Origin of the sequence: Crossiella sp. CA-258035, assembly GCF_030064675.1 — a bacterium.
GTDB lineage: Bacteria > Actinomycetota > Actinomycetes > Mycobacteriales > Pseudonocardiaceae > Crossiella.
In genome coordinates, this window is the sequence record NZ_CP116413.1 from 540,467 (window position 1) to 558,510 (window position 18,044).

Genomic DNA, 18,044 nt, shown 5'->3' on the forward strand with positions numbered 1-18,044 from the left:
GTGAACGTGGTCCGGCCGGTTGGTTGCCGTGCCAGGGACATCGGTCCGTGCGACCATCGGCCAGGGGCAGGGGGAGGCGATGGCACCGGAGATCGAGTTTCGGGTGCTCGGGCCGCTGGAGGTCCGGGCGGGCGGCAGGCCACTGGTCATCGGCGCGGCCAAGCAGCGGGTGCTGCTGGCCGCACTGCTGTTGCAGGCCGGTGAGGAGGTCCGCATCGAGGAGCTGATCGGCACGTTGTGGGAGTCCGGGCCTCCGGTGAACCCGCGGGCCGCCTTGCACACCTACATCAAGCGCCTCCGCCAGACGCTGGCCCGTCCGAACCTGATCGCCACGACTGAACGCGGCTACCGCGTCGACCCCGCCCCGGAGCAGTTCGACCTGTTCCGCCTCCGCGGCCTGATCGCCAGTGCCGAACGAGCCCGCGCCGCTGAGGACAGCGAGACTGAACGCGCCCACCTGGCCGAGGCCTTGGCCCTGTGGCGCGGCCCGGTCCTGGTGGACGTTCCTTCAGAGCCCTTGCGGCAGACCGACGCGGCACGCCTCACCGAACAGCGGCTGGTGCTCTTGGAGCGCCGCATTGAGTTGGACCTGGACCTCGGCTGGCACACCAGGGTGATCGGCGAGCTGACCGAGCTGACCGCTCGACACCCGCTGCGCGAACGTTTCTGGGCGCAGCTGATGCTCGCTCAAGTCCGCGATGGCAGACAGGCGGAGGCCTTGCACGCCTTCACTCGGCTGACCAGTCACCTGAAGGCCGAGCTGGGTGTCCCGCCTGGGCCCGCCCTGCGCGCGCTGCACGAGGCCATCCTCCGGGGCGACACCTCTCTACACGCGCGCGCGGAACGCAAACCGCCGCCGACCGGACCCGTCCCCGCCCAGCTGCCTGCCGACATCCCCGACTTCGTCGGCAGGCGAGCACTGATCGAGGTGGTCAGCTCGGCCCTGACCGGATCGGAGCCCAGACTGGTGGCCCTGTCAGGACCGCCAGGAGCGGGCAAGACCGCGCTGGCCGTGCACGTCGGGCACCGGCTCCGCGACCGTTTCCCGGACGGCCAACTGCACGTGAACCTGCGCGGCTACGCGCCAGAGCCCGCTTTGGCCGCCGGACAGATCCTGGCCAGGTTCCTGCGGGCGCTCGGGATCCAGTCGGAACAGGTGCCGGTGCACGTCGAAGCGCAGACCGCGATGTACCGACGCCTCCTCGCCGACCGCAAGATCCTCGTGCTGCTGGACAACGCCGCGGACCCCGTGCAGCTCGCCCCGCTGTTGCCGGAAGCGCCAGGGTGCGCCGTGCTCGTGACCAGCCGGACCGAGTTCGTGGAGTTCGCGCACCGGTTCCCGGTCAGCGTGCTCGATCCCCAGGAGTCGGTAGAGCTGCTGACCGGCATCCTCGGCCAGGACGTGGTGCGAGCCGAGCCGGAGTCGGTGGCCGCCCTGTCCGAGGTCTGCGCCCATCTGCCGCTGGCCTTGCGGGTCGCCGCGGCCAATGTGCTCGGTCATCGGATCAGTGACTTCGTGGTCCAGCTGCAGCAGGGTGACCGGCTGGAGAAGTTGACCGTCGATGGTGACGCCGCGGCTGCGGTCCGCCTGGCCTTCGACCTGTCCTACGCCGAACTGGCCGCCGACCGGCGGGTCGCCTTCCGGGCTCTCGCGCTCGCCCCTGGCACGGACCTGAGTCTCCGGGCTGCCGGGGCGATGCTCGACTGGACCGTCGACCGGACTCGCGAAGTCCTGACTGATCTGGTCGCGGTGAGCCTGCTCCAACAGACCAGTCCGGACCGGTTCGGCTATCACGACCTGCTCCGTCTGTACGCCAGGGAAAAGGCTGAGCCGACCGACAGGCATGCACTGACCAGGCTCTTCAACTACATCCTGGGTACGAGCCACGATGCCGCAGAGTTGATCATGCCGGAGCCGTTGTCCGCGGAGCTGGACCAGCCGGGCACCCGGGGCATCGAGTCGTTCGAGAACGTCGAGCAGGCACTCGCCTGGCTGGACCTCGAACGGGGCTTCATCCTCGCGATCGTCCAGGCGGCCAACGACACCGGCCACCCGTGGATCTCCTGGTCGCTGGTCCGGGCGTTGCGGAACTACTTCTACTTCTATGACCACCGGGCGGAATGGCTCATCGCGGCGGAAGCAGCACTCCGGGCCGCCGAGCGCAGCGGCAACTCGCTGATGGTCGCATCCACATTGGACGGCGTCGGCACCGCCTACTGGAGTGTTGGTGACTACGAGCGTGCCCGGCAGTCCTATGGCAGGGCACAGGCACTGCTCACCGACACCGCCGTGGGCGAGGAGGTGCTGGCCGGAGTCAACCTGCACCTCGGGATCGTGGGGTTGGAGTCGGGCAACATCGCTTATGCGGAGTCGACGACCAGTCAGGCGCTTGCCTACTGGCGAAGTCACGGATCGACCAAGCATGTCGCCCAGGCCCTGGTGAACCTCGGCACGGTCATGTGCAGAAGGGGAGAGCTCGGGCACGCCAGGGAACTGATGCTGGAGGCGATCGAGCTGTGCCGCCGCATTGGATCCCGGTTCGGGGAAGGGGTGTCTGCGGTCAACTTGTCGTTCAACCGCCTGCTCGCCGGTGATCTCGACGCGGCCCTGGACTGGAGCCGGTTGGCCCTGGAGATCAACGCGGAACTCGGTCGCAAAGAAGCGGACTCCTTCGAGCATCTGGCGGCTATCCGGGGCGCGCGCGGACAACTCGACGAGGCCATTGCGTCAGCGGCACGCGCTCGTCAAGTTGCTCGCGAGGCCGGTGATCATCGGGCTGAGATCGACGCGATGATCACGACCGGCAAGCTCCACCTGCGTGGTGGCCGTCCGGACCAGGCCCTGGAGGTGTGCACCGAGGCGTTCCGCCAGTCCACGCTGATCGGCTATGGCTTCGGCGAGATCGAGGCGATGGTGGCCATGAGCTGCGCTCTCGGCCGCCTGGGCCGGCCCGGCGAAGCGGCGGACTATGCCGGACGGGCTCTGGCGCTCGCGTCCCGACACGGCTTCCGCCTGGAAGTAGGGCATGCCTTGACCGCGCTTGCTGAGACCAGGCTTGTGGCCGGGCAGGTCGATGACGCCCAGGACCTGGTACGCCGCGCCATCGACACCCTGGATGGCACCGGCCACCGTCCCGGCGAGGCGGACGCGCGGTTGCTGGCCGGTCGGATCCACCACCAGCGCGGCGAGCCGGACCAGGCGCGGCGGGAGTGGGAGCTGGCGCTGGGGCTGTTCGCCGACATGGGGATGCCGGATGCCGAGGACGTCAGGAAGCTGCTCGACGGCACCTCTATATAGAGGAGAGGATCAGCCGCCCGCGAACGGTGGCAGCACGTCCAGTTCGGCCGCGTCCGGCACCACGGTGGCCTGGTCGCGCACGGCGACGCCGTTGAGCAGGAAGCTGCACGCGGGCAGCACCTCGGTCAGCCTGCCGGTGTGCCGGCCGCGCACCAGGTCCAGCACGTCCGCCACGGTGGAGACGCCGGTCAGCTCGACCGCCTCGTCCGGCACCCCGGCCGCGGCCCGCGCCCCGGCGAAGTAGCGCACGGTCACCGATGCCACGTTCAGCCTCCGATCGCACTCATCGGGCGCACCGGCTGGGCGAACCCGACCTCGTTGATGCCGTGCCCGGCGGGCTTGGCCCACATCGCCGCCCGCCAGCGCTCGGCGAGCTCCTCGTCCGTCGCGCCCGCGCGCAGCGGGCCGCGCAGGTCCGTCTCGTGCGTGCCGAACAGGCAGGACCTGATCTGGCCGTCGGCGGTCAGCCTGGTCCGGTCGCAGGCCGCGCAGAACGGCTGCGACACCGAGGCGATCACGCCGACCGTGGCCGGTCCGCCGTTGACCAGCCAGCGTTCGGCCGGTGCGGCTCCCCGCTCGGCGGTGTGCGGGTCCAGGGTGAACCTGGTGCGCAGCGCGGCCAGGATCTCCGGGCCGCTGACCATCTCCGCCCGGTCCCAGCCGTGCTGCGGGTCCAGCGGCATCTGCTCGATGAACCGCAGCTCGTACCCGCCGTCCAGGCAGAACTCCAGCAGCGGCACCGCCTCGTCCTCGTTCACCCCGCGCATCAGCACCGCGTTGACCTTCACCGGGTCCATCCCGGCGGCCTTGGCCGCGCGCAGCCCGGCCAGCACGTCCGGCAACCGGTCCCGCCTGGTCAGCTCGGCGTAGCGGTCCCGGCGGACGGTGTCCAGGGACACGTTCACCCGGTCCACCCCGGCCGCGGCCAGGCCCTCGGCCCGCCGCACCAGGCCGACGCCGTTGGTGGTCAGCGAGATCAGTGGCCGGGGCCGCAGTGCGGCGGCGGCCCGCAGCACCTCTTCCAGGTCCTTGCGCAGCAGCGGCTCGCCGCCGGTGAAGCGCAGTTCGGTGATGCCGAGCTTGCGCACCGCGATCTCGATCAGCCGGACCAGCTCGCCGGTGTCCAGCAGCTCCGGCTTGGCCAGCCAGTCCAGGCCCTCGGCCGGCATGCAGTAGGTGCAGCGCAGGTTGCACCGGTCGGTCACGGAAACCCGCAGGTCAGTGGCGACCCGGCCGTAGGAGTCCAGCAGCGCGGGCGTGTCCGGCCGACCGGCGGGCCCGACGGGGGGACCGGTGGCGATCGAGGGCATACCCAGCTGTACCGCTGTCACCCCTCCGAGCGTAATCGCTCTCCCTGACAGACAACGTCTAGTCTGTGTCGACTGAGAAGTTAGCCATCCTGTAAGTCTCTTAGTTACAGAGGTACTTCGGCGGTCGGGAGAGAGGTGGAGCGGGCATGAGCAGTGACAGCGCCACGACAACGGACGGGCGCAGCGAGGCCGCGGTCACCCTGGCCGAGCTGGGGCGGGAGATGAGCTCGGTCACCATCGCCTTCCACGCGGCCGCGGCCGAGCGGATGGGCCTGTCCGGCACCGACCACAAGTGCCTCGACCTGGCCCTGCACTCGCCGGGACCGCTCACCGCCGGCCGGATCGCCGAGCTCTCCGGCCTGTCCACCGGCGCGGTCACCGGCGTGATCGACCGGCTGGAGCGGGCGGGCTTCGTGCGCAGGGTGCGCGACCCGCACGACCGGCGCAAGGTGCTCGTCGAGGTCACCAAGTGCAACGAGGGCCGCTACGACCACATCTTCCGGGGCCTGGTCGACGGCGTGGCCGAGATGGTCAGCCGCTACCGGCCCGAGGAGATCGACGTGATCACCCGGTACACCCGCGACTCCATCGAGATGATGCGCGCCCAGATCGCCCGGCTGAACGAGACGCGCTGAACGATGGCCGTGCCGGCCGAGGTGGGGGATCATGGCGCGGTGACCGAGAACCCGCGGTGGAACTACCTGATGGACATGGACGGCGTGCTCGTGCACGAGGAGCACCTGATCCCGGGCGCGGACAAGTTCCTCAGCGAGCTGCGCGCGCTGGACGTCGGCTTCCTGGTGCTGACCAACAACTCCATCTACACCCCGAGGGACCTGCGCGCCCGGCTGCGCCGGACCGGGCTGGACGTGCCGGAGTCGGCCATCTGGACCTCGGCGCTGGCCACCGCCAAGTTCCTGGACTCCCAGCGCCCCAACGGCTCGGCCTACGTCATCGGCGAGGCCGGGCTGACCACCGCGCTGCACTCCATCGGCTACGTGCTCACCGACCGGGACCCGGACTACGTGGTGCTCGGCGAGACCCGCACCTACAGCTTCGAGGCCATCACCAAGGCCATCCGCCTGGTCGAGGCGGGCGCCCGGTTCATCGCGACCAACCCGGATGAGACCGGCCCGAGCCGGGAGGGCGTGCTGCCCGCCACCGGCTCGGTGGCCGCGCTGATCGAGAAGGCCACCGGCCGCGCGCCCTACTTCGTCGGCAAGCCGAACCCGCTGATGATGCGCTCCGCGCTGCGCTCCATCGGCGCGCACTCCGAGCGGGCGCTGATGATCGGCGACCGGATGGACACCGACGTCCGCTCCGGCCTGGAAGCCGGGCTGCACACCATCCTGGTGCTCTCCGGCATCTCCACCGAGGACACCGCGGACCGCTTCCCGTTCCGGCCCACCCGGGTGATCGACTCCATCGCGGACCTGGTCGGCCACGCGGACAACCCCTTCCCCGACGGGGTGTGACCCCGGGGCCCAACCGGGCCGATGTGGGGTCGACGGCGGCGGCCGGGCGCGTGAGGATGGAGCGACCTGACAGCGGAGTCGCGGAGGTGCTGTGGTGCCGGGGATCGCCAGTTACGCGTCTGGGACTTCCGAGGTTCCCCTGCTCGGGGACACCATCGGGGACAACTTCGACCGGGCCGTCGAGCGGTTCGGGCAGCGGGACGCACTCGTCGAGCGGGCCACCGGGCGGCGCTGGACCTACCGCGAGCTGGCCGATGAGGTGAACGCGGTGGCCATGGGCCTGCTCGGGCTCGGTGTGGCCAAGGGCGACCGGGTGGGCATCTGGGCGCCGAACTGCGCGGAGTGGGTGCTGGTGCAGTACGCCACGGCCAAGATCGGCGCGGTGCTGGTCAACGTCAACCCGGCCTACCGGGTGCACGAGCTGGAGTTCGTGCTCAACCAGTCCGGGGTGCGCACCCTGGTGGCGGCCGCGGCGTTCAAGACCTCCGACTACGCCGGGATGATCGCCGAAGTGCGGCCGCGCTGTCCGGCGCTGACCGACGTGCTGCTGCTCGGCAGTGCGGCCTGGGATGAGCTGGTTTCTGTTGGCAGGCAAGGAGATCCGGCCGCGCTGGCGGCGGCGCAGGGCGCGCTGAGCCCGGATGACGCGATCAACATCCAGTACACCTCGGGCACCACCGGCTTCCCCAAGGGCGCGACCCTCTCCCACCACAACATCCTCAACAACGGCTTCTTCGTCGGCGAGCTGTGCGGGTACACCGAGCAGGACCGGGTCTGCCTGCCAGTTCCCTTCTACCACTGCTTCGGGATGGTGATGGGCAACCTGGGCGCCACCTCGCACGGGGCCTGCGTGGTGATCCCCGCGCCCGCGTTCGAGCCCAAGGCCACCCTGGCCGCGGTGCAGGAGGAGCGGTGCACCTCGCTGTACGGGGTGCCGACCATGTTCATCGCCGAGCTGGCCGAGGAGGACTTCGACTCCTACGACCTGAGCAGCCTGCGCACCGGGATCATGGCCGGGTCACCGTGCCCGGTGGAGGTGATGAAGCAGGTCATCGAGCGGATGGGCATGCGCGAGGTGACCATCTGCTACGGGATGACCGAGACCTCGCCGGTGTCCACCCAGACCAGGGCGGATGACTCCATCCAGCGGCGGGTGTCCACGGTGGGCCGGGTGCACCCGCACGTGGAGGTCAAGATCGTGGATCCGGACAGCGGGCTGACCGTGCCGCGCGGCACGCCGGGCGAGCTGTGCACCCGCGGCTACTCGGTGATGCTCGGCTACTGGGCGCAGCCGGACAAGACCGCGGAGGCCATCGACGCGGCCCGCTGGATGCACACCGGGGACCTCGCGGTGATGGACGAACAGGGCTACGTCTCGATCACCGGGCGGATCAAGGACATGGTGATCCGCGGCGGGGAGAACATCTACCCGCGCGAGATCGAGGAGTTCCTCTACACCCACCCCGATGTCCTTGACGCACAGGTGATCGGGGTGCCCGACGCCAGGTACGGCGAGGAGCTGATGGCCTGGGTGCGGCTGCGGCCCGGCGCGGAAACCCTGACCGCGCAGGCGGTCCGGGAGTTCTGCACCGGGCGGCTCGCGCACTACAAGATCCCGCGCTACGTGCACGTGGTGGACGAGTTCCCGATGACGGTCACCGGCAAGATCCGCAAGGTGGAGATGCGGGAGGTGTCGGTGGAGTTGTTGCGGGACAACGGCTAGCCCGTGTTCCAGGTGTGGCGTCGGCGAGAGTCGTGATCGGTTTGGCCGCTGGCGGTGCGGCCGGGACGCCCTCATACTTGGGTGTATTCGGGTGTTCCGGCCGTGCCGCCAGCGGCCAAACCGGCGCGGCTATCGCGGGCGCCACACCTGGAACACGGGCTAGATGTCGAACACCGGGCCGGTCTGGCTGCGCAGCGCGCAGCCGTTGCCGTAGGTCCTGGTGAAGTTGACCGGGCGCTTCTGCCAGTTGCCCTTGAGGGTCACCGTGACCGGGCGGTAGTCCATGGTGCAGACCATGGACTCCTTGGTCATCGACTCCACCCGGCCGTCCACTTCGGCCAGTCGGGCGCAGGCGGCGTCCCGGTGCGGATGGGTGCCGCCGGTGGGTTCGCAGCGCAGGTCGGCGACCTTGCCGGGCGGTGCGGCCTGCTCGCCCTCGGCGAAGGTCACGGTGAGTTCGGAGTCCTGGCTGTCCGCCGCGGCAGGTCCTGTCACCAGCAGGACGGCCGTCAGCACGGCGAAGGCCAGCGCGGGTACACGATGAGCAGCCATGACTCCGGCTTACCCCACCAAATACCTACTGGTGGGTTCTTCACCAGTTGGCGCAAGGTGGTTCACTCAGACGAGCAACTGTCCCTTGAGGACGGTCACTGCGCGTCCGGACAGCTGAACCCGGTTGTCACGCAACGTCATTCGCACCGTGCCGCCGCGCGGCGAGGCCTGTTCGGCGGTCAATGGACCGTCGCCCAGCCGGGGTGCCCACCAGCTGGCCAGGGTGCAGTGCGCGGAGCCGGTCACCGGGTCCTCCGGCACGCCGAAGGCGGGGTAGAAGCAGCGGCTGACCACGTCCAGGCCGGGGCGGTCGCCGGGCGCGGTGACGATCACGCCACGGACCGGGAGCCGGCCGATCGCGGCCAGGTCGGGGACCAGCGCGCGCACCTCGGCGGCCGAGGCCACCTCCACCAGGAGGTCGCTGACCGCCTGCGCGGCGGCCTTGATGGTCACGCCGGGTAGCCCGGCCAGCAGGTCGGGGGCGGGCTCGACGCGCACCGGCGGGTCGGCGGGGAAGTCCATGGTGATCGAGCCGTCTCCGCCGGGCACGCAGACCAGCTCGCCGCTGCGGGTGCTGAACCGCTGTTCGCCGCCGAGCACGTGCGCGGTGGCCAGGGTGGCGTGCCCGCACAGGTCGACCTCGGCGGCCGGGGTGAACCAGCGCAACGGTTTCGCGCCCTCGGCCGCCGGGTCGACGAAGGCGGTCTCCGCGTGCTTCATCTCCGCGGCCACCGCCTGCATCCACTCGGCCGGGCGCGGCTGGGTCAACAGCACCACCCCGGCCGGGTTGCCACCGAACGCGGTGCCGGTGAAGGCGTCCACCACAAAGATCTCCACAACCCCAAGGTAGCGGGTAGCGTCCGAAGGCGTGACCGACATTTTGCGCTGGGGCGTGGTCGCCACGGGTGGCATCGCCGGAGCGGTGACCTCGGACCTGTTGCTGGTGCCGGGGATCGAGGTGCACGCGGTCTCCTCCCGCGCGCTGGCCAAGGCGGAGCAGTTCGCCGGGCGGTTCGGCATTCCGCGGGCCTACGGCGACTACCACGAGCTGCTGGCCGACCCGGACATCGACGTGGTCTACGTGGCCACCCCGCACAGCCAGCACCACGAGGTCGCCTCGGCCGCGCTGCGGGCGGGCAAGAACGTGTTGTGCGAGAAGGCCTTCACCCTCACCGTGGCCCAGGCCGAGGAGCTGGTCGGGCTGGCCGAGTCGCGCGGGCTGTTCCTGATGGAGGCCATGTGGACCCGGTTCATCCCGTTGGTCCGCAAGCTGCGCGCGCTGCTGGCCGATGAGGCGATCGGCGAGATCCGGTTGGTGCGCGCGGACTTCGGCGTGCGCGCGCCCTATGAACCGGCGCACCGGCTGTGGAATCCCGCGCTGGGCGGCGGCGCGCTGCTGGACCTCGGCGTGTACCCGGTGTCCTTCGCGCACATGGTGCTCGGCGTGCCCAGCGAGCTGCACGTGCACGGCTCCCGCGCGGCCACCGGCGTGGACGCCGAGGCCGCGCTGCTGCTGGGATATCCCGACGGCGCGCAGGCGCTGCTGAGCACCTCCCTGCTGGCTGAGACCAGGATCACCGCCGAGGTGGTGGGCACCACCGGGCGGATCGAGGTGGCCTCGCCGTTCTACGCGCCGACCGCGATGACCTTGCACCGCAACGGGGCCGAGCCGGAGACCTTCCGGCATGAGCTGTGGGGCAACGGTTACACCTACCAGGCGCGTGAGGTGGTGGAGCAGATCGCGGCCGGTGAGGTGGAAAGTCCGGAGATGGCTTGGGCCGACTCGGTGAACGTGATGCGCACCCTCTGTGCCGCACTGGGCCGGATGGGGGTCGCGCACCCGGCCAGCCAGACGAGTTCTGGTCCCTGACGCTTCAGGTCTCTGGGTGCCTGGCCGATAGCCAACGGGTGGAACGGAGATCACTAGACGCCCTCGTCCACTCGCAAGACCTCGTCGAGGCGGCGCTCCGCATGGACCACGCCATCGGCGCGGACGGTTTGCCGCACGCGAACGGCCGCGGTCTCGTGCACGACGTGATGCGCACGGTGGACCTGCTCCAGCGGGTCGCCGACGACGTCAAGGACACCGCGCTCAGCTGGGTGAACGCCCAGGACATCAGCGAGGACGAGTACATCACGGTGTGCCAGCACCTGGACGAGATGATCCAGGGGCTACAGGCCACGTTCGTCTCGGCGCAGGCCGCCTACCACGCGCTGGGCACCGAGGCGCGGGAGAACCCCACGGCCGCGGTCACGGCCGCCCTGCTGGCCGTGACCACCCCGCTCGGGGAGGGTTTCCGCCCGCCGGCGCCCCGGCGCGAGATCCACAACGGGGCCGCCCGTTGACCCTGACAACTCAACCGCTCACGCGGCCTGCTCGCTGACCCAGCGGCACATCGCCAGCAGCGTGCTCTCCGCGCTGGCCGCCATCACCTCGCGCAGGGTGAGCAGCTCCTCGCGGGTGGAGCCGAGGACCGGGTCCAGCCGCAGCACCTGCCAGTGCTGGGCGACCACGGTGCCCGGCCCGTCCGCGGTGAAGGTCCAGCGCCAGCGCACGATGCCCTCGGCCAGGCCGCCGACCACGAAGCTGAACTCGGCGCCCGGCTCGGCGGTCTCGACCTGGGACCGGCTGCGCCAGGTCCGCCCGCCGCGCTGGTTCCGCCCGGAGAACCAGGCTCCTGGCCGCGGTCCGGCACCGTCGTCGTACTCGGCGGCGACCGCGGTGGGGCTCCAGGACCCGATCATGGACACGTCGGTGACCAGGTCGTACAGCGGGTGCGGGGCGGCGGGCAGCCAGGCCCGGCGGGTGAAGGTGAGTTCGCCAAGGGAGATCATGCGGCCACCCTGTCGGCCGCGGGCAGGGCGATCCAGACCGGCTCTGTCCTACCACTGGGAGTGTCACCCTCGGCCCGGCGCGGACCCGGATACTCGGGGTGTGGACTCCGGACTCGCCGACTTCCTACAGGCCTGCCGGGCCCGGCTGCGGCCGCAGGACGTGGGGCTGGTGCCCGGTGACCGGCGGCGGGTGCCCGGGCTGCGGAGGGAGGAGCTGGCGCAGCTGGCCGGGGTCAGCACCTCCTACTACGTGCGGCTGGAACAGGGCCAGTCCCGCAACGCCTCGCCCGAGGTGATCGACGCGCTGGCCAGGGCGCTGCGGCTGGACGAGGCCGAGCGCCAGCACCTCCACGACCTGGCCCGCGCCGGGCAGCGCGCCCGCCGGGCCAGGGGGCATCCGGTGGAACGGGTGTCCGAGGTCACGGTCGAGCTGCTGCGCGCGCTCGGCGACACCCCGGCGCTGGTCCTCGGCCGTGGCTCGGACGTGCTGGCCTGGAACCCGATCGGCCACGCCCTGCTCGCCGGGCACCTGGACTTCACCGCGCCCCAGCGCCCGGCTGACCGGCCGAACATGGCCCGCCAGGTGTTCCTGGACGCGCACACCCGCGAGCTGTACGCCAACTGGACGGACAAGGCCCTCGCGGTGGTGGCCAACCTGCGGCTGATGACCGGCCGCTACCCGGGGGACGCCGCGCTGACCGGGCTGATCGGCGAGCTGACCACCCGCAGCCCCGAGTTCGCCAGGTTCTGGGCCGGCAACCGGGTCGCGGCCTGCAACGGCGCGGTGTACCGGTTGCGGCATCCGCTGGTCGGCGCGCTCACGGTGCTCCAGCAGACGCTGATCCCGGTCGGCGAGTGGAGCCAGACGCTGGTGGTGAGCACCCCACGCGAGGAGGCATCACGCAGCGCGCTGGCCCTGCTCGCGCACGAGGTCAGCTCGCGTTGACCGCCAGCGCGGCCGCGTCCTCCTCGCCGAAGCGCTCCTCCAGCTCCTCCGGCGAGTAGTCCAGGTCGATCTGGGCCACCGGCACCCCGCGCGCGGACTCGATCGCGCCCAGCCGCCGCTGCGCCCGGTTGGCCGCGTAGGCCACGAACTCCTGCACGTCGAAGTCGTACGGCGGGGTCTCGAACTGGTCCTGCACCCACTGGATCGCGGTCAGCGCGTGCGGCAGCAGCTCGCCCATCACCTGCTGCACCAGGTCCCAGTTCCGGTCGTCGGCGGCCACGTGCCGACGACAGGTGAAGGTGCCCCAGGCCATGTGCCGCCGCTCGTCGTCGCCGATCTTGCGGATCAGCTCCTGCATGCCGGGCAGGATGCCGTTCTCCTGGCAGACCTTGTTCCAGGCGTGGTAGCCGGTCAGTGCCAGGGTGCCCTCGACCACGTGGTTGTAGGTGACGCTGGCCCGGATCTGGTTGGCAGGGCTGGGATCCGCGGCCACCGCGGCCAGTGCGCTGGGCAGCGCGTCGTAGAAGATCGCCCGGTAGCCGGGGTTGCCGTCGACGAAGGGGTGCAGGTCGCCGGTCAGGCCCACCGCGTCCAGCCAGCGGCGGAACACCTCGGTGTGCTTGGCCTCCTCGAAGGCGAACTGGGTCAGGTACATCTCGTCGGCGAGCCTGCCCTCGGCGGCCATCGCCCTGATGAACGGCTGGATGTCCTCGGTCACCGCCTCCTCACCGGCGATGAACATCGCGGTCAGGTAGGTGCTGCCGGCGCGCTGGTCCTCCGCCATCTCCGCCCAGTCCAGCGCGTCCTGGCTGAAGTCGATGTCCGCCGGGTTCCAGAACCTGGCGTTGCCCTTGACGAACAGGCGCAGCGGGAAGGAGTCCCAGTTGAGCCCGCCCTGGCGTAGCGAGTGGAAACCCTGTCGCGTCACGTCTCACTCCTTTGTGGACAGATGAGGACCGAGCATCGCCGCGGCGACCGCGGTGATCGCCTCGGCGGCCTGGTCAGGGCTGCCGGAGGGCAGCAGCAGGTGGCTCACGGTCAGCCGGACCGCGGTCTCGGCGTGCAGCGCGGCCACCTCGGCAGGCAGGTGCGGCAGCCGCGCGCCGATGTGCCCGCGGACCAGCTCGGCGGCCGAGCTCAGCACGGGCGCGCCGCGGGTGGTCACGAACGGCAGCAGGTCCGCCGCGTCCGCGCCGGTGAGCATCGCGGCGATCAGCCGGTTCTCCGCCGCGTGGGTCAGGATGTAGCGGGTGGCCGCGCGGATGCCGTCGAGCAGGTGTTCCGCGCGCTCCAGCCGGTGCGCCGTGTCGGCCAGGAACTCCGCGGTCAGCCGCAGCGCGACCGCCTGCACCAGCGCGTCCTTGTTGCCGAACTCGTTGTAGACGGTCTGCCTGCTCACCCCGGCCGCGGTGGCCACATCGGCCATCCGCAGGCCGTGGAAGCCGCGGTCGGCGAGCAGGTTGGCCGCGGCGTCCAGCAGCGTCTCGCGCAGCGAAGCCTTGACCCTGGCCGTGAACGGTGTGATCTGAGCCACCACCTGAGTTTGACACGAACGACCTTCGTGTCAAGTGTCTCGACAGCGAGAAATCGTTTGTCAAGGCACGTACGGTGGAGCCGTGGCCAACCTGACCGTGGGTTTCGACCTGGACATGACGCTGATCGACCCCCGGCCCGGCATGGTGCTGGCCATGGACGAGGTGGGCCGCCGCACCGGGTTCCCGGTCAACGGGGAGAAGTTCGCCAGCAACCTCGGGCCGCCGCTGGACGGCTACTTCCGCAGCTGCGGCCTGGACGAAGAGCAGGTCGCGACCGGCGTGCGCGAGTTCCGCGCGCTGTACCCGGAGATCGTCATCCCGCGCACGGTCGGCCTGCCCGGCGCGGCCGAGTCACTGGCCGCGGTGCGTGAGGTGGGCGGTTCGGCGGTGGTGGTCACCGGCAAGTACGGGCCCAACGCGCAGCTGCACCTGGACGCGCTCGGCTGGCAGGTCGAGCACCTGGTCGGCGAGCTGTGGTCGACCGAGAAGGCGGTCGCGCTGCGCCGGTTCGGGGCCAAGGTCTACGTCGGCGACCACATCGGCGATGTCAACGGGGCCAGGGCGGCCGGGGCCTTCTCGGTGGCCGTGCCCAGCGGTCCGTGCACCGCGCAGGAGCTGCGGGCGGCCGGCGCGGACCTCGTGCTGGACTCGCTGACCGAGTTCCCTAGGTGGCTCGCGGGATCAGCCGCGGTCCTGGCGGGACTGCCGGAACACGGCGAAGACGCCCAGCGCGAGACCGACCGGCAGCAGCAGACAGGCCAGGTTCAGCCACAGGGGTAGCTCGGTCTGCCCGGCGGCGAACAGCCCGAACGTGCTGACCACCGCCAGCAGACCGATCGCGAACACAGCGATGGCTACCGGTATCAGCTTGATCTTCGGGGCGGTCGCGGCCACGCTGGAAGCTTAGACGTTCACGCGGGGACCACGGGTAGCGCGCACAACTCGGCTACTCTGGAGAACACGCGCCTCTCGCACTCTTGAGGCGCGTTTGTCGTGACTTAGGGAAACGGTGAGGACAGTGCCGAGCGGCAGGGTCAAGTGGTACGACGCGGAGAAGGGCTTCGGCTTCGTGACCCAGGACGGGGGCGAGGACGTCTACGTGCGCGCCTCCGCGCTACCCGAGGGTGTCTCCGCGCTCAAGCCCGGCATGCGGGTGGAGTTCGGCGTCGCTGACGGTCGCCGGGGTCCACAGGCGCTGTCCGTCCGGCTGGTCGATCCGGTGCCCTCGGTGGTCGAGGCCCGGCGCCGACCGGCGGAGGAGCTGCACGGGCTGATCGAGGACATGATCAAGGTCCTGGAGTCCACCGTGCAGCCGGACCTGCGCCGCAACCGCTACCCGGACCGCAAGGTGACCAAGCGGATCGCCGAGGTCGTGCGCGCGGTGGCGCGGGAGCTCGACCCGAACTGATCTTGGGTTACGACGGCCGCGGGGTCTACCCGCGGTCGTCCACCGAGATCACCCAGGTCCCGCGAGTCCCGAAGCTGACGCCGCCCTCGGTGTTGGCCGAGATCGCCGCGCCGTACTGGTGCACCTCGATGGTCTCCAGCTGCGCGTCCGCCTCCGGCAGCTTCAGCGTGTACGCCAGCGTCTTGTTCGGCGCGAACGCCTCGCTGCGCCCGTCGACCTTGCCGTTGTCCGGCTTGCGGTAGCGGAAGACCACCTGCCACGGCGTCTCGCCGATCCGCGGATCGACCGAGATCTTGACCTCCTGGCCCTTGGGCACCCGCAGCACCCCGGCGGCCTTCGGGTCGGCCTGGCAGTTCTCCACCTTCACGTCGCAGTACTGCGAGGGCTTCACCGCGATCGACTTGCCCGCGGCGAACAGGGTCACCTCCGGCGGTCCGACCGGGGCGGCACAGGCGGCCACTCCGGACAGCGCGGCGGCGGCCAGCAGCAACGACAGTCCCTTGTGCACGAACCCGACTCTATGTCGTGGCCGGACGCAAGGGCCGGTCGCCTCCGAAGCCCGGGATCAGCGAGGAGCCGCGCCCGGCCAGCAGGGTCTGGGTGAAGCCGAGGGCCAGCAGCACCGAGACCACGGTGAAGCCGATCCAGTACTCCGCGGGCAGCAGCAGGCCGACCGCGCCGCCGAAGGTCCAGGCCAGCTGCAGCACGGTCTCCGAGCGGCCGAAGGCCGAGGCCCGCGACTCCTCCGGCATGTCCCGCTGCACCACCGCGTCCAGGCACACCTTGGCCAGCGCGGAGGCGGTCGCGCCGACCAGGCCGACGATGGCCGCCGTGGTCAGCCCGCCGAAGATCGCGGCCACCACGGTGGCGGCCAGCGAGGACCCGACGCAGACCAGCAGCAGCTGGTCCGGCTTGCTGAAGCTCAGCCGCGCGCCGACCGCGCTGCCCACGAAGTTGCCCGCGCCCGCGGCCGCGCCGATCACGCCGAGCAGCAGCAGTTGCATGAACGGCTCGCCCTGGGTCTGCGCCTTCACCGCGAACGCGGCGAAGAGCATCAGGAAGCCGGTGAGCACCCGCACCGTCGCGTTGGCCCACAACGTGACCACCAGCACCCGGCCCATCGGCTGCCGCTTCCGCTTGGGGTGCGCGCCCACCGAGGCAGGCACCTCGCCCTCGGTGACCTCCACCCAGGCCGGGATGCGCACGCAGGACCACACGCCGACCGCGCAGATCGCCGCGGTGAACCACAGCGCGCCCTGCGGCCCGAACAGCTGGCCCAGCCCGGCCGCGATACCGCCGAAGGCCACGCTGGCCACCAGGCCGAACACGGTCAGCCGGGAGTTGGTCCGCACCAGGTCCAGCTCATCGGGCAGGACCCTGGGTGTCACCGCGGCCTTGAGCACGCCGAAGGACCTGGACAGCACCATGCAGCCCAGCGCGGCCGGGTAGAGCGCCCAGTTGTCGAAGTTCAGCGCCATCACCGCGGCCAGCGCGATCCGGCCGGCGAAGGAGACGGCTAAAGCCAGCCGCCTGCCCTGCTGCATCCGGTCCAGCAGCGGGCCGACCACCGGGGCGACCAGCGCGAACGGGGCCACCGTGATCAGCAGGTAGAGCGCGACCTTGCCCTTGCTCTCCGCGCTCGCGGCGGAGAAGAACAGCGTGTTGGCCATGGCCACCGCGATCGCGGCGTCCACGGCGTAGTTGAGCATGGTGGCGTAGGTCAGCGCGGCCAGCCCGGACTCGCGCGCCCCGTCGGCGGCCACTCCCCGGCGGAAGGCCCGCACCGCCTGCTGGGTGAGGTGCTTGCTCCGCCACATCATCACCCTGGTGACGGTGATCTTCTTCGGTGGCGCGGGCGCGTCCGGCTGCTGCGGCGGCGGAGGTTCTTCCTCGTAGACCTCGTCCGGGTAGTACGGCGAGGGCGGCGGGCGGTGCGGTGGCCTGCCCGGCTGCGGTGGCGGGCCGGACCTCGGCGGTGGCGGCGGGCGGCGACGCACCGGCTCGGTGCGGCGCTCGCCCTGGTAGTCCGGGTCGTCCTCCCAGGGATAACTCCGGCCGCCCTCGGCAGGCGGTTCGTACCTGCGGGTGCGCCCGCGGCTGCCGTTGCGGGTCGGCTCGTCCGGTCCGGGTCGCATCACACTCCTAATCCTGCCGTACCGGAACGAACTTGACCCGGAACATGGCTGGCCAGAGCTTTCCGGTGAGCAGGAACTCCGCCGTGCCCGGGATGGCCGCGATGCCGTTGAGCACGTCCGCGCCCTCCTTCTGCTCCGCGCGGAGCAGCCCGCTGGCATCCACTACGGCGGTGACCGCGCCGGAGTTCGGGTCGATCCGCAGGATCTCCTCGGTCTGCCACACGTTGGCCCAGACCGCGCCGCCGACGCACTCCAGCTCGTTGAGCCTGCTCACCGTGGCACCGGGGCGGCGCACGGTGACCGTGCCGGTGCGGGCGAAGGTCTTCGGGTCGCGGAAGCTCAGCGTGCCGGTGCCGTCGCTCATCACCAGCCGGTCGCCGTCCTTGCACAGGCCCCAGCCCTCGCCCTCCAGCTCGACCTGGTCGATCTGGGTGAGATCCCGCCGGTTCCAGCGCAGCGCGTAGCCGTCCTGCCAGGTCAGCTGCCAGATCACGTCCCCGGCCACGGTGATGCCCTCGCCGAAGAAGCCGTTGGGCACCGCCGCCTGCCGCCGCACCTGGCCGGTCTCCCGGTCCACCTCGCGCAGGGTGGAGGACCCGGCCAGCCCGGTGCCCTCGTAGAGGGTGCCGTCGGCGATCTCCAGGCCCTGGGTGAAGGCGGTGTGGTCGTGCGGATGGCTGGCGAGCACCTCGGCGCGCAACCGTTGCGGTTCCGTTTCGCTCGCGGCCGAGCAACCGGAAAACGCCAGGCTCGCGCACACCACCGCGGTCAGTACCGTCACCACTCGCACGGTCACAGGGTGGCATGCCGCATCGGTGCTCGCCGAG

Annotated in this window: 19 protein-coding genes; 9 read left to right on the plus strand and 10 right to left on the minus strand. The window is 70.9% G+C overall.

The window, feature by feature from the left end; all coding sequences use genetic code 11:
- The first annotated feature begins 79 nt into the window (after nucleotides 1–79).
- The gene (locus tag N8J89_RS02610) at nucleotides 80–3,298 is read left to right on the plus strand and encodes an AfsR/SARP family transcriptional regulator (RefSeq protein WP_283662762.1); all 3,219 of its coding nucleotides are present in this window, start codon (nucleotides 80–82) and stop codon (nucleotides 3,296–3,298) included.
- A 9-nt stretch (nucleotides 3,299–3,307) separates the two neighbouring features.
- On the opposite strand, the gene N8J89_RS02615 is transcribed toward N8J89_RS02610, so the two are convergent.
- Entirely contained in the window at nucleotides 3,308–3,562 is a 255-nt protein-coding gene (locus N8J89_RS02615) for a MoaD/ThiS family protein (protein WP_252482343.1), read from the minus strand.
- Nucleotides 3,563–3,564: 2 nt separating this feature from the next.
- Nucleotides 3,565–4,629 (minus strand): GTP 3',8-cyclase MoaA, encoded by a 1,065-nt coding sequence (gene moaA / locus N8J89_RS02620; protein ID WP_502868408.1) that lies wholly within the window; start codon nucleotides 4,627–4,629, stop codon nucleotides 3,565–3,567.
- 125 nt (nucleotides 4,630–4,754) lie between these two features.
- Between moaA and N8J89_RS02625 the strand changes: the two genes are divergently transcribed.
- The 3 genes from N8J89_RS02625 to N8J89_RS02635 all read left to right on the plus strand — a co-directional run bounded on the left by N8J89_RS02625 (nucleotide 4,755) and on the right by N8J89_RS02635 (nucleotide 7,806).
- On the plus strand, nucleotides 4,755–5,243 hold the full coding sequence (locus N8J89_RS02625) for a MarR family winged helix-turn-helix transcriptional regulator (RefSeq protein WP_283662763.1): 489 nt from the start codon (nucleotides 4,755–4,757) through the stop codon (nucleotides 5,241–5,243).
- Between the two features lie 69 nt (nucleotides 5,244–5,312).
- Nucleotides 5,313–6,083, plus strand: a complete 771-nt coding sequence (locus tag N8J89_RS02630; protein ID WP_283666073.1) for an HAD-IIA family hydrolase — start codon at nucleotides 5,313–5,315, stop codon at nucleotides 6,081–6,083.
- A 94-nt stretch (nucleotides 6,084–6,177) separates the two neighbouring features.
- Nucleotides 6,178–7,806, plus strand: coding sequence for an AMP-binding protein (locus tag N8J89_RS02635; RefSeq protein ID WP_283662764.1), 1,629 nt, complete (start codon nucleotides 6,178–6,180; stop codon nucleotides 7,804–7,806).
- Nucleotides 7,807–7,965: 159 nt separating this feature from the next.
- Here the strand turns inward: N8J89_RS02635 and N8J89_RS02640 are convergent, their stop codons facing one another.
- Both N8J89_RS02640 and N8J89_RS02645 read right to left on the minus strand, forming a co-directional pair.
- A complete protein-coding gene (locus N8J89_RS02640) occupies nucleotides 7,966–8,358 on the minus strand; it encodes an SSI family serine proteinase inhibitor (protein ID WP_283662765.1) in 393 nt (130 codons plus the stop codon).
- A gap of 66 nt (nucleotides 8,359–8,424) precedes the next feature.
- Nucleotides 8,425–9,195 (minus strand): PhzF family phenazine biosynthesis protein, encoded by a 771-nt coding sequence (locus N8J89_RS02645; protein WP_283662766.1) that lies wholly within the window; start codon nucleotides 9,193–9,195, stop codon nucleotides 8,425–8,427.
- Nucleotides 9,196–9,226: 31 nt separating this feature from the next.
- On the opposite strand from N8J89_RS02645, the gene N8J89_RS02650 reads away from it, so the two are divergent.
- On the plus strand, nucleotides 9,227–10,228 hold the full coding sequence (locus tag N8J89_RS02650) for a Gfo/Idh/MocA family protein (protein ID WP_283662767.1): 1,002 nt from the start codon (nucleotides 9,227–9,229) through the stop codon (nucleotides 10,226–10,228).
- A 101-nt stretch (nucleotides 10,229–10,329) separates the two neighbouring features.
- Entirely contained in the window at nucleotides 10,330–10,704 is a 375-nt protein-coding gene (locus tag N8J89_RS02655) for a hypothetical protein (protein WP_283662768.1), read from the plus strand.
- An 18-nt stretch (nucleotides 10,705–10,722) separates the two neighbouring features.
- Here the strand turns inward: N8J89_RS02655 and N8J89_RS02660 are convergent, their stop codons facing one another.
- A complete protein-coding gene (locus N8J89_RS02660) occupies nucleotides 10,723–11,193 on the minus strand; it encodes an SRPBCC family protein (RefSeq protein WP_283662769.1) in 471 nt (156 codons plus the stop codon).
- 100 nt (nucleotides 11,194–11,293) lie between these two features.
- Between N8J89_RS02660 and N8J89_RS02665 the strand changes: the two genes are divergently transcribed.
- Nucleotides 11,294–12,139, plus strand: coding sequence for a helix-turn-helix domain-containing protein (locus tag N8J89_RS02665; RefSeq protein WP_283662770.1), 846 nt, complete (start codon nucleotides 11,294–11,296; stop codon nucleotides 12,137–12,139).
- Here N8J89_RS02665 and N8J89_RS02670 read toward each other — a convergent pair.
- Together N8J89_RS02670 and N8J89_RS02675 are read right to left on the minus strand one after the other, a co-directional pair.
- Complete coding sequence (locus tag N8J89_RS02670) at nucleotides 12,126–13,067, minus strand: R2-like ligand-binding oxidase (RefSeq protein ID WP_283662771.1); 942 nt, start codon at nucleotides 13,065–13,067, stop codon at nucleotides 12,126–12,128. The two genes, N8J89_RS02665 and N8J89_RS02670, sit on opposite strands and share 14 nt — an antisense overlap.
- A gap of 3 nt (nucleotides 13,068–13,070) precedes the next feature.
- Complete coding sequence (locus tag N8J89_RS02675) at nucleotides 13,071–13,673, minus strand: TetR/AcrR family transcriptional regulator (RefSeq protein ID WP_283662772.1); 603 nt, start codon at nucleotides 13,671–13,673, stop codon at nucleotides 13,071–13,073.
- A gap of 82 nt (nucleotides 13,674–13,755) precedes the next feature.
- Between N8J89_RS02675 and N8J89_RS02680 the strand changes: the two genes are divergently transcribed.
- Nucleotides 13,756–14,454, plus strand: a complete 699-nt coding sequence (locus N8J89_RS02680) for an HAD family hydrolase (RefSeq protein ID WP_502868409.1) — start codon at nucleotides 13,756–13,758, stop codon at nucleotides 14,452–14,454.
- 238 nt (nucleotides 14,455–14,692) lie between these two features.
- Nucleotides 14,693–15,082 carry a cold-shock protein gene (locus tag N8J89_RS02685; protein WP_252482356.1) on the plus strand — a complete coding sequence of 130 codons (390 nt, stop codon included), beginning with the start codon at nucleotides 14,693–14,695 and terminating at the stop codon, nucleotides 15,080–15,082.
- A gap of 25 nt (nucleotides 15,083–15,107) precedes the next feature.
- On the opposite strand, the gene N8J89_RS02690 is transcribed toward N8J89_RS02685, so the two are convergent.
- The 3 genes from N8J89_RS02690 to N8J89_RS02700 are packed head-to-tail and all read right to left on the minus strand — an operon-like array spanning nucleotide 15,108 to nucleotide 18,001.
- A complete protein-coding gene (locus tag N8J89_RS02690; RefSeq protein ID WP_283662773.1) occupies nucleotides 15,108–15,590 on the minus strand; it encodes a DUF2771 family protein in 483 nt (160 codons plus the stop codon).
- A 10-nt stretch (nucleotides 15,591–15,600) separates the two neighbouring features.
- Nucleotides 15,601–17,217 (minus strand): MFS transporter, encoded by a 1,617-nt coding sequence (locus N8J89_RS02695; RefSeq protein ID WP_283662774.1) that lies wholly within the window; start codon nucleotides 17,215–17,217, stop codon nucleotides 15,601–15,603.
- 7 nt (nucleotides 17,218–17,224) lie between these two features.
- Entirely contained in the window at nucleotides 17,225–18,001 is a 777-nt protein-coding gene (locus N8J89_RS02700) for a glutaminyl-peptide cyclotransferase (protein WP_283666075.1), read from the minus strand.
- Nucleotides 18,002–18,044 lie beyond the last annotated feature (43 nt).

Excerpts from the sequence above, each read along its gene's own strand:
- N8J89_RS02655 (WP_283662768.1), top strand. The coding sequence starts at position 10,330 with ATGGACCACGCCATCGGCGCGGACGGTTTGCCGCACGCGAACGGCCGC.
- N8J89_RS02625 (WP_283662763.1), top strand. The coding sequence starts at position 4,755 with ATGAGCAGTGACAGCGCCACGACAACGGACGGGCGCAGCGAGGCCGCG.
- N8J89_RS02640 (WP_283662765.1), bottom strand. The coding sequence starts at position 8,358 with ATGGCTGCTCATCGTGTACCCGCGCTGGCCTTCGCCGTGCTGACGGCC.
- N8J89_RS02695 (WP_283662774.1), bottom strand. The coding sequence starts at position 17,217 with ATGCGACCCGGACCGGACGAGCCGACCCGCAACGGCAGCCGCGGGCGC.
- N8J89_RS02630 (WP_283666073.1), top strand. The coding sequence starts at position 5,313 with ATGGACATGGACGGCGTGCTCGTGCACGAGGAGCACCTGATCCCGGGC.
- N8J89_RS02610 (WP_283662762.1), top strand. The coding sequence starts at position 80 with ATGGCACCGGAGATCGAGTTTCGGGTGCTCGGGCCGCTGGAGGTCCGG.
- N8J89_RS02660 (WP_283662769.1), bottom strand. The coding sequence starts at position 11,193 with ATGATCTCCCTTGGCGAACTCACCTTCACCCGCCGGGCCTGGCTGCCC.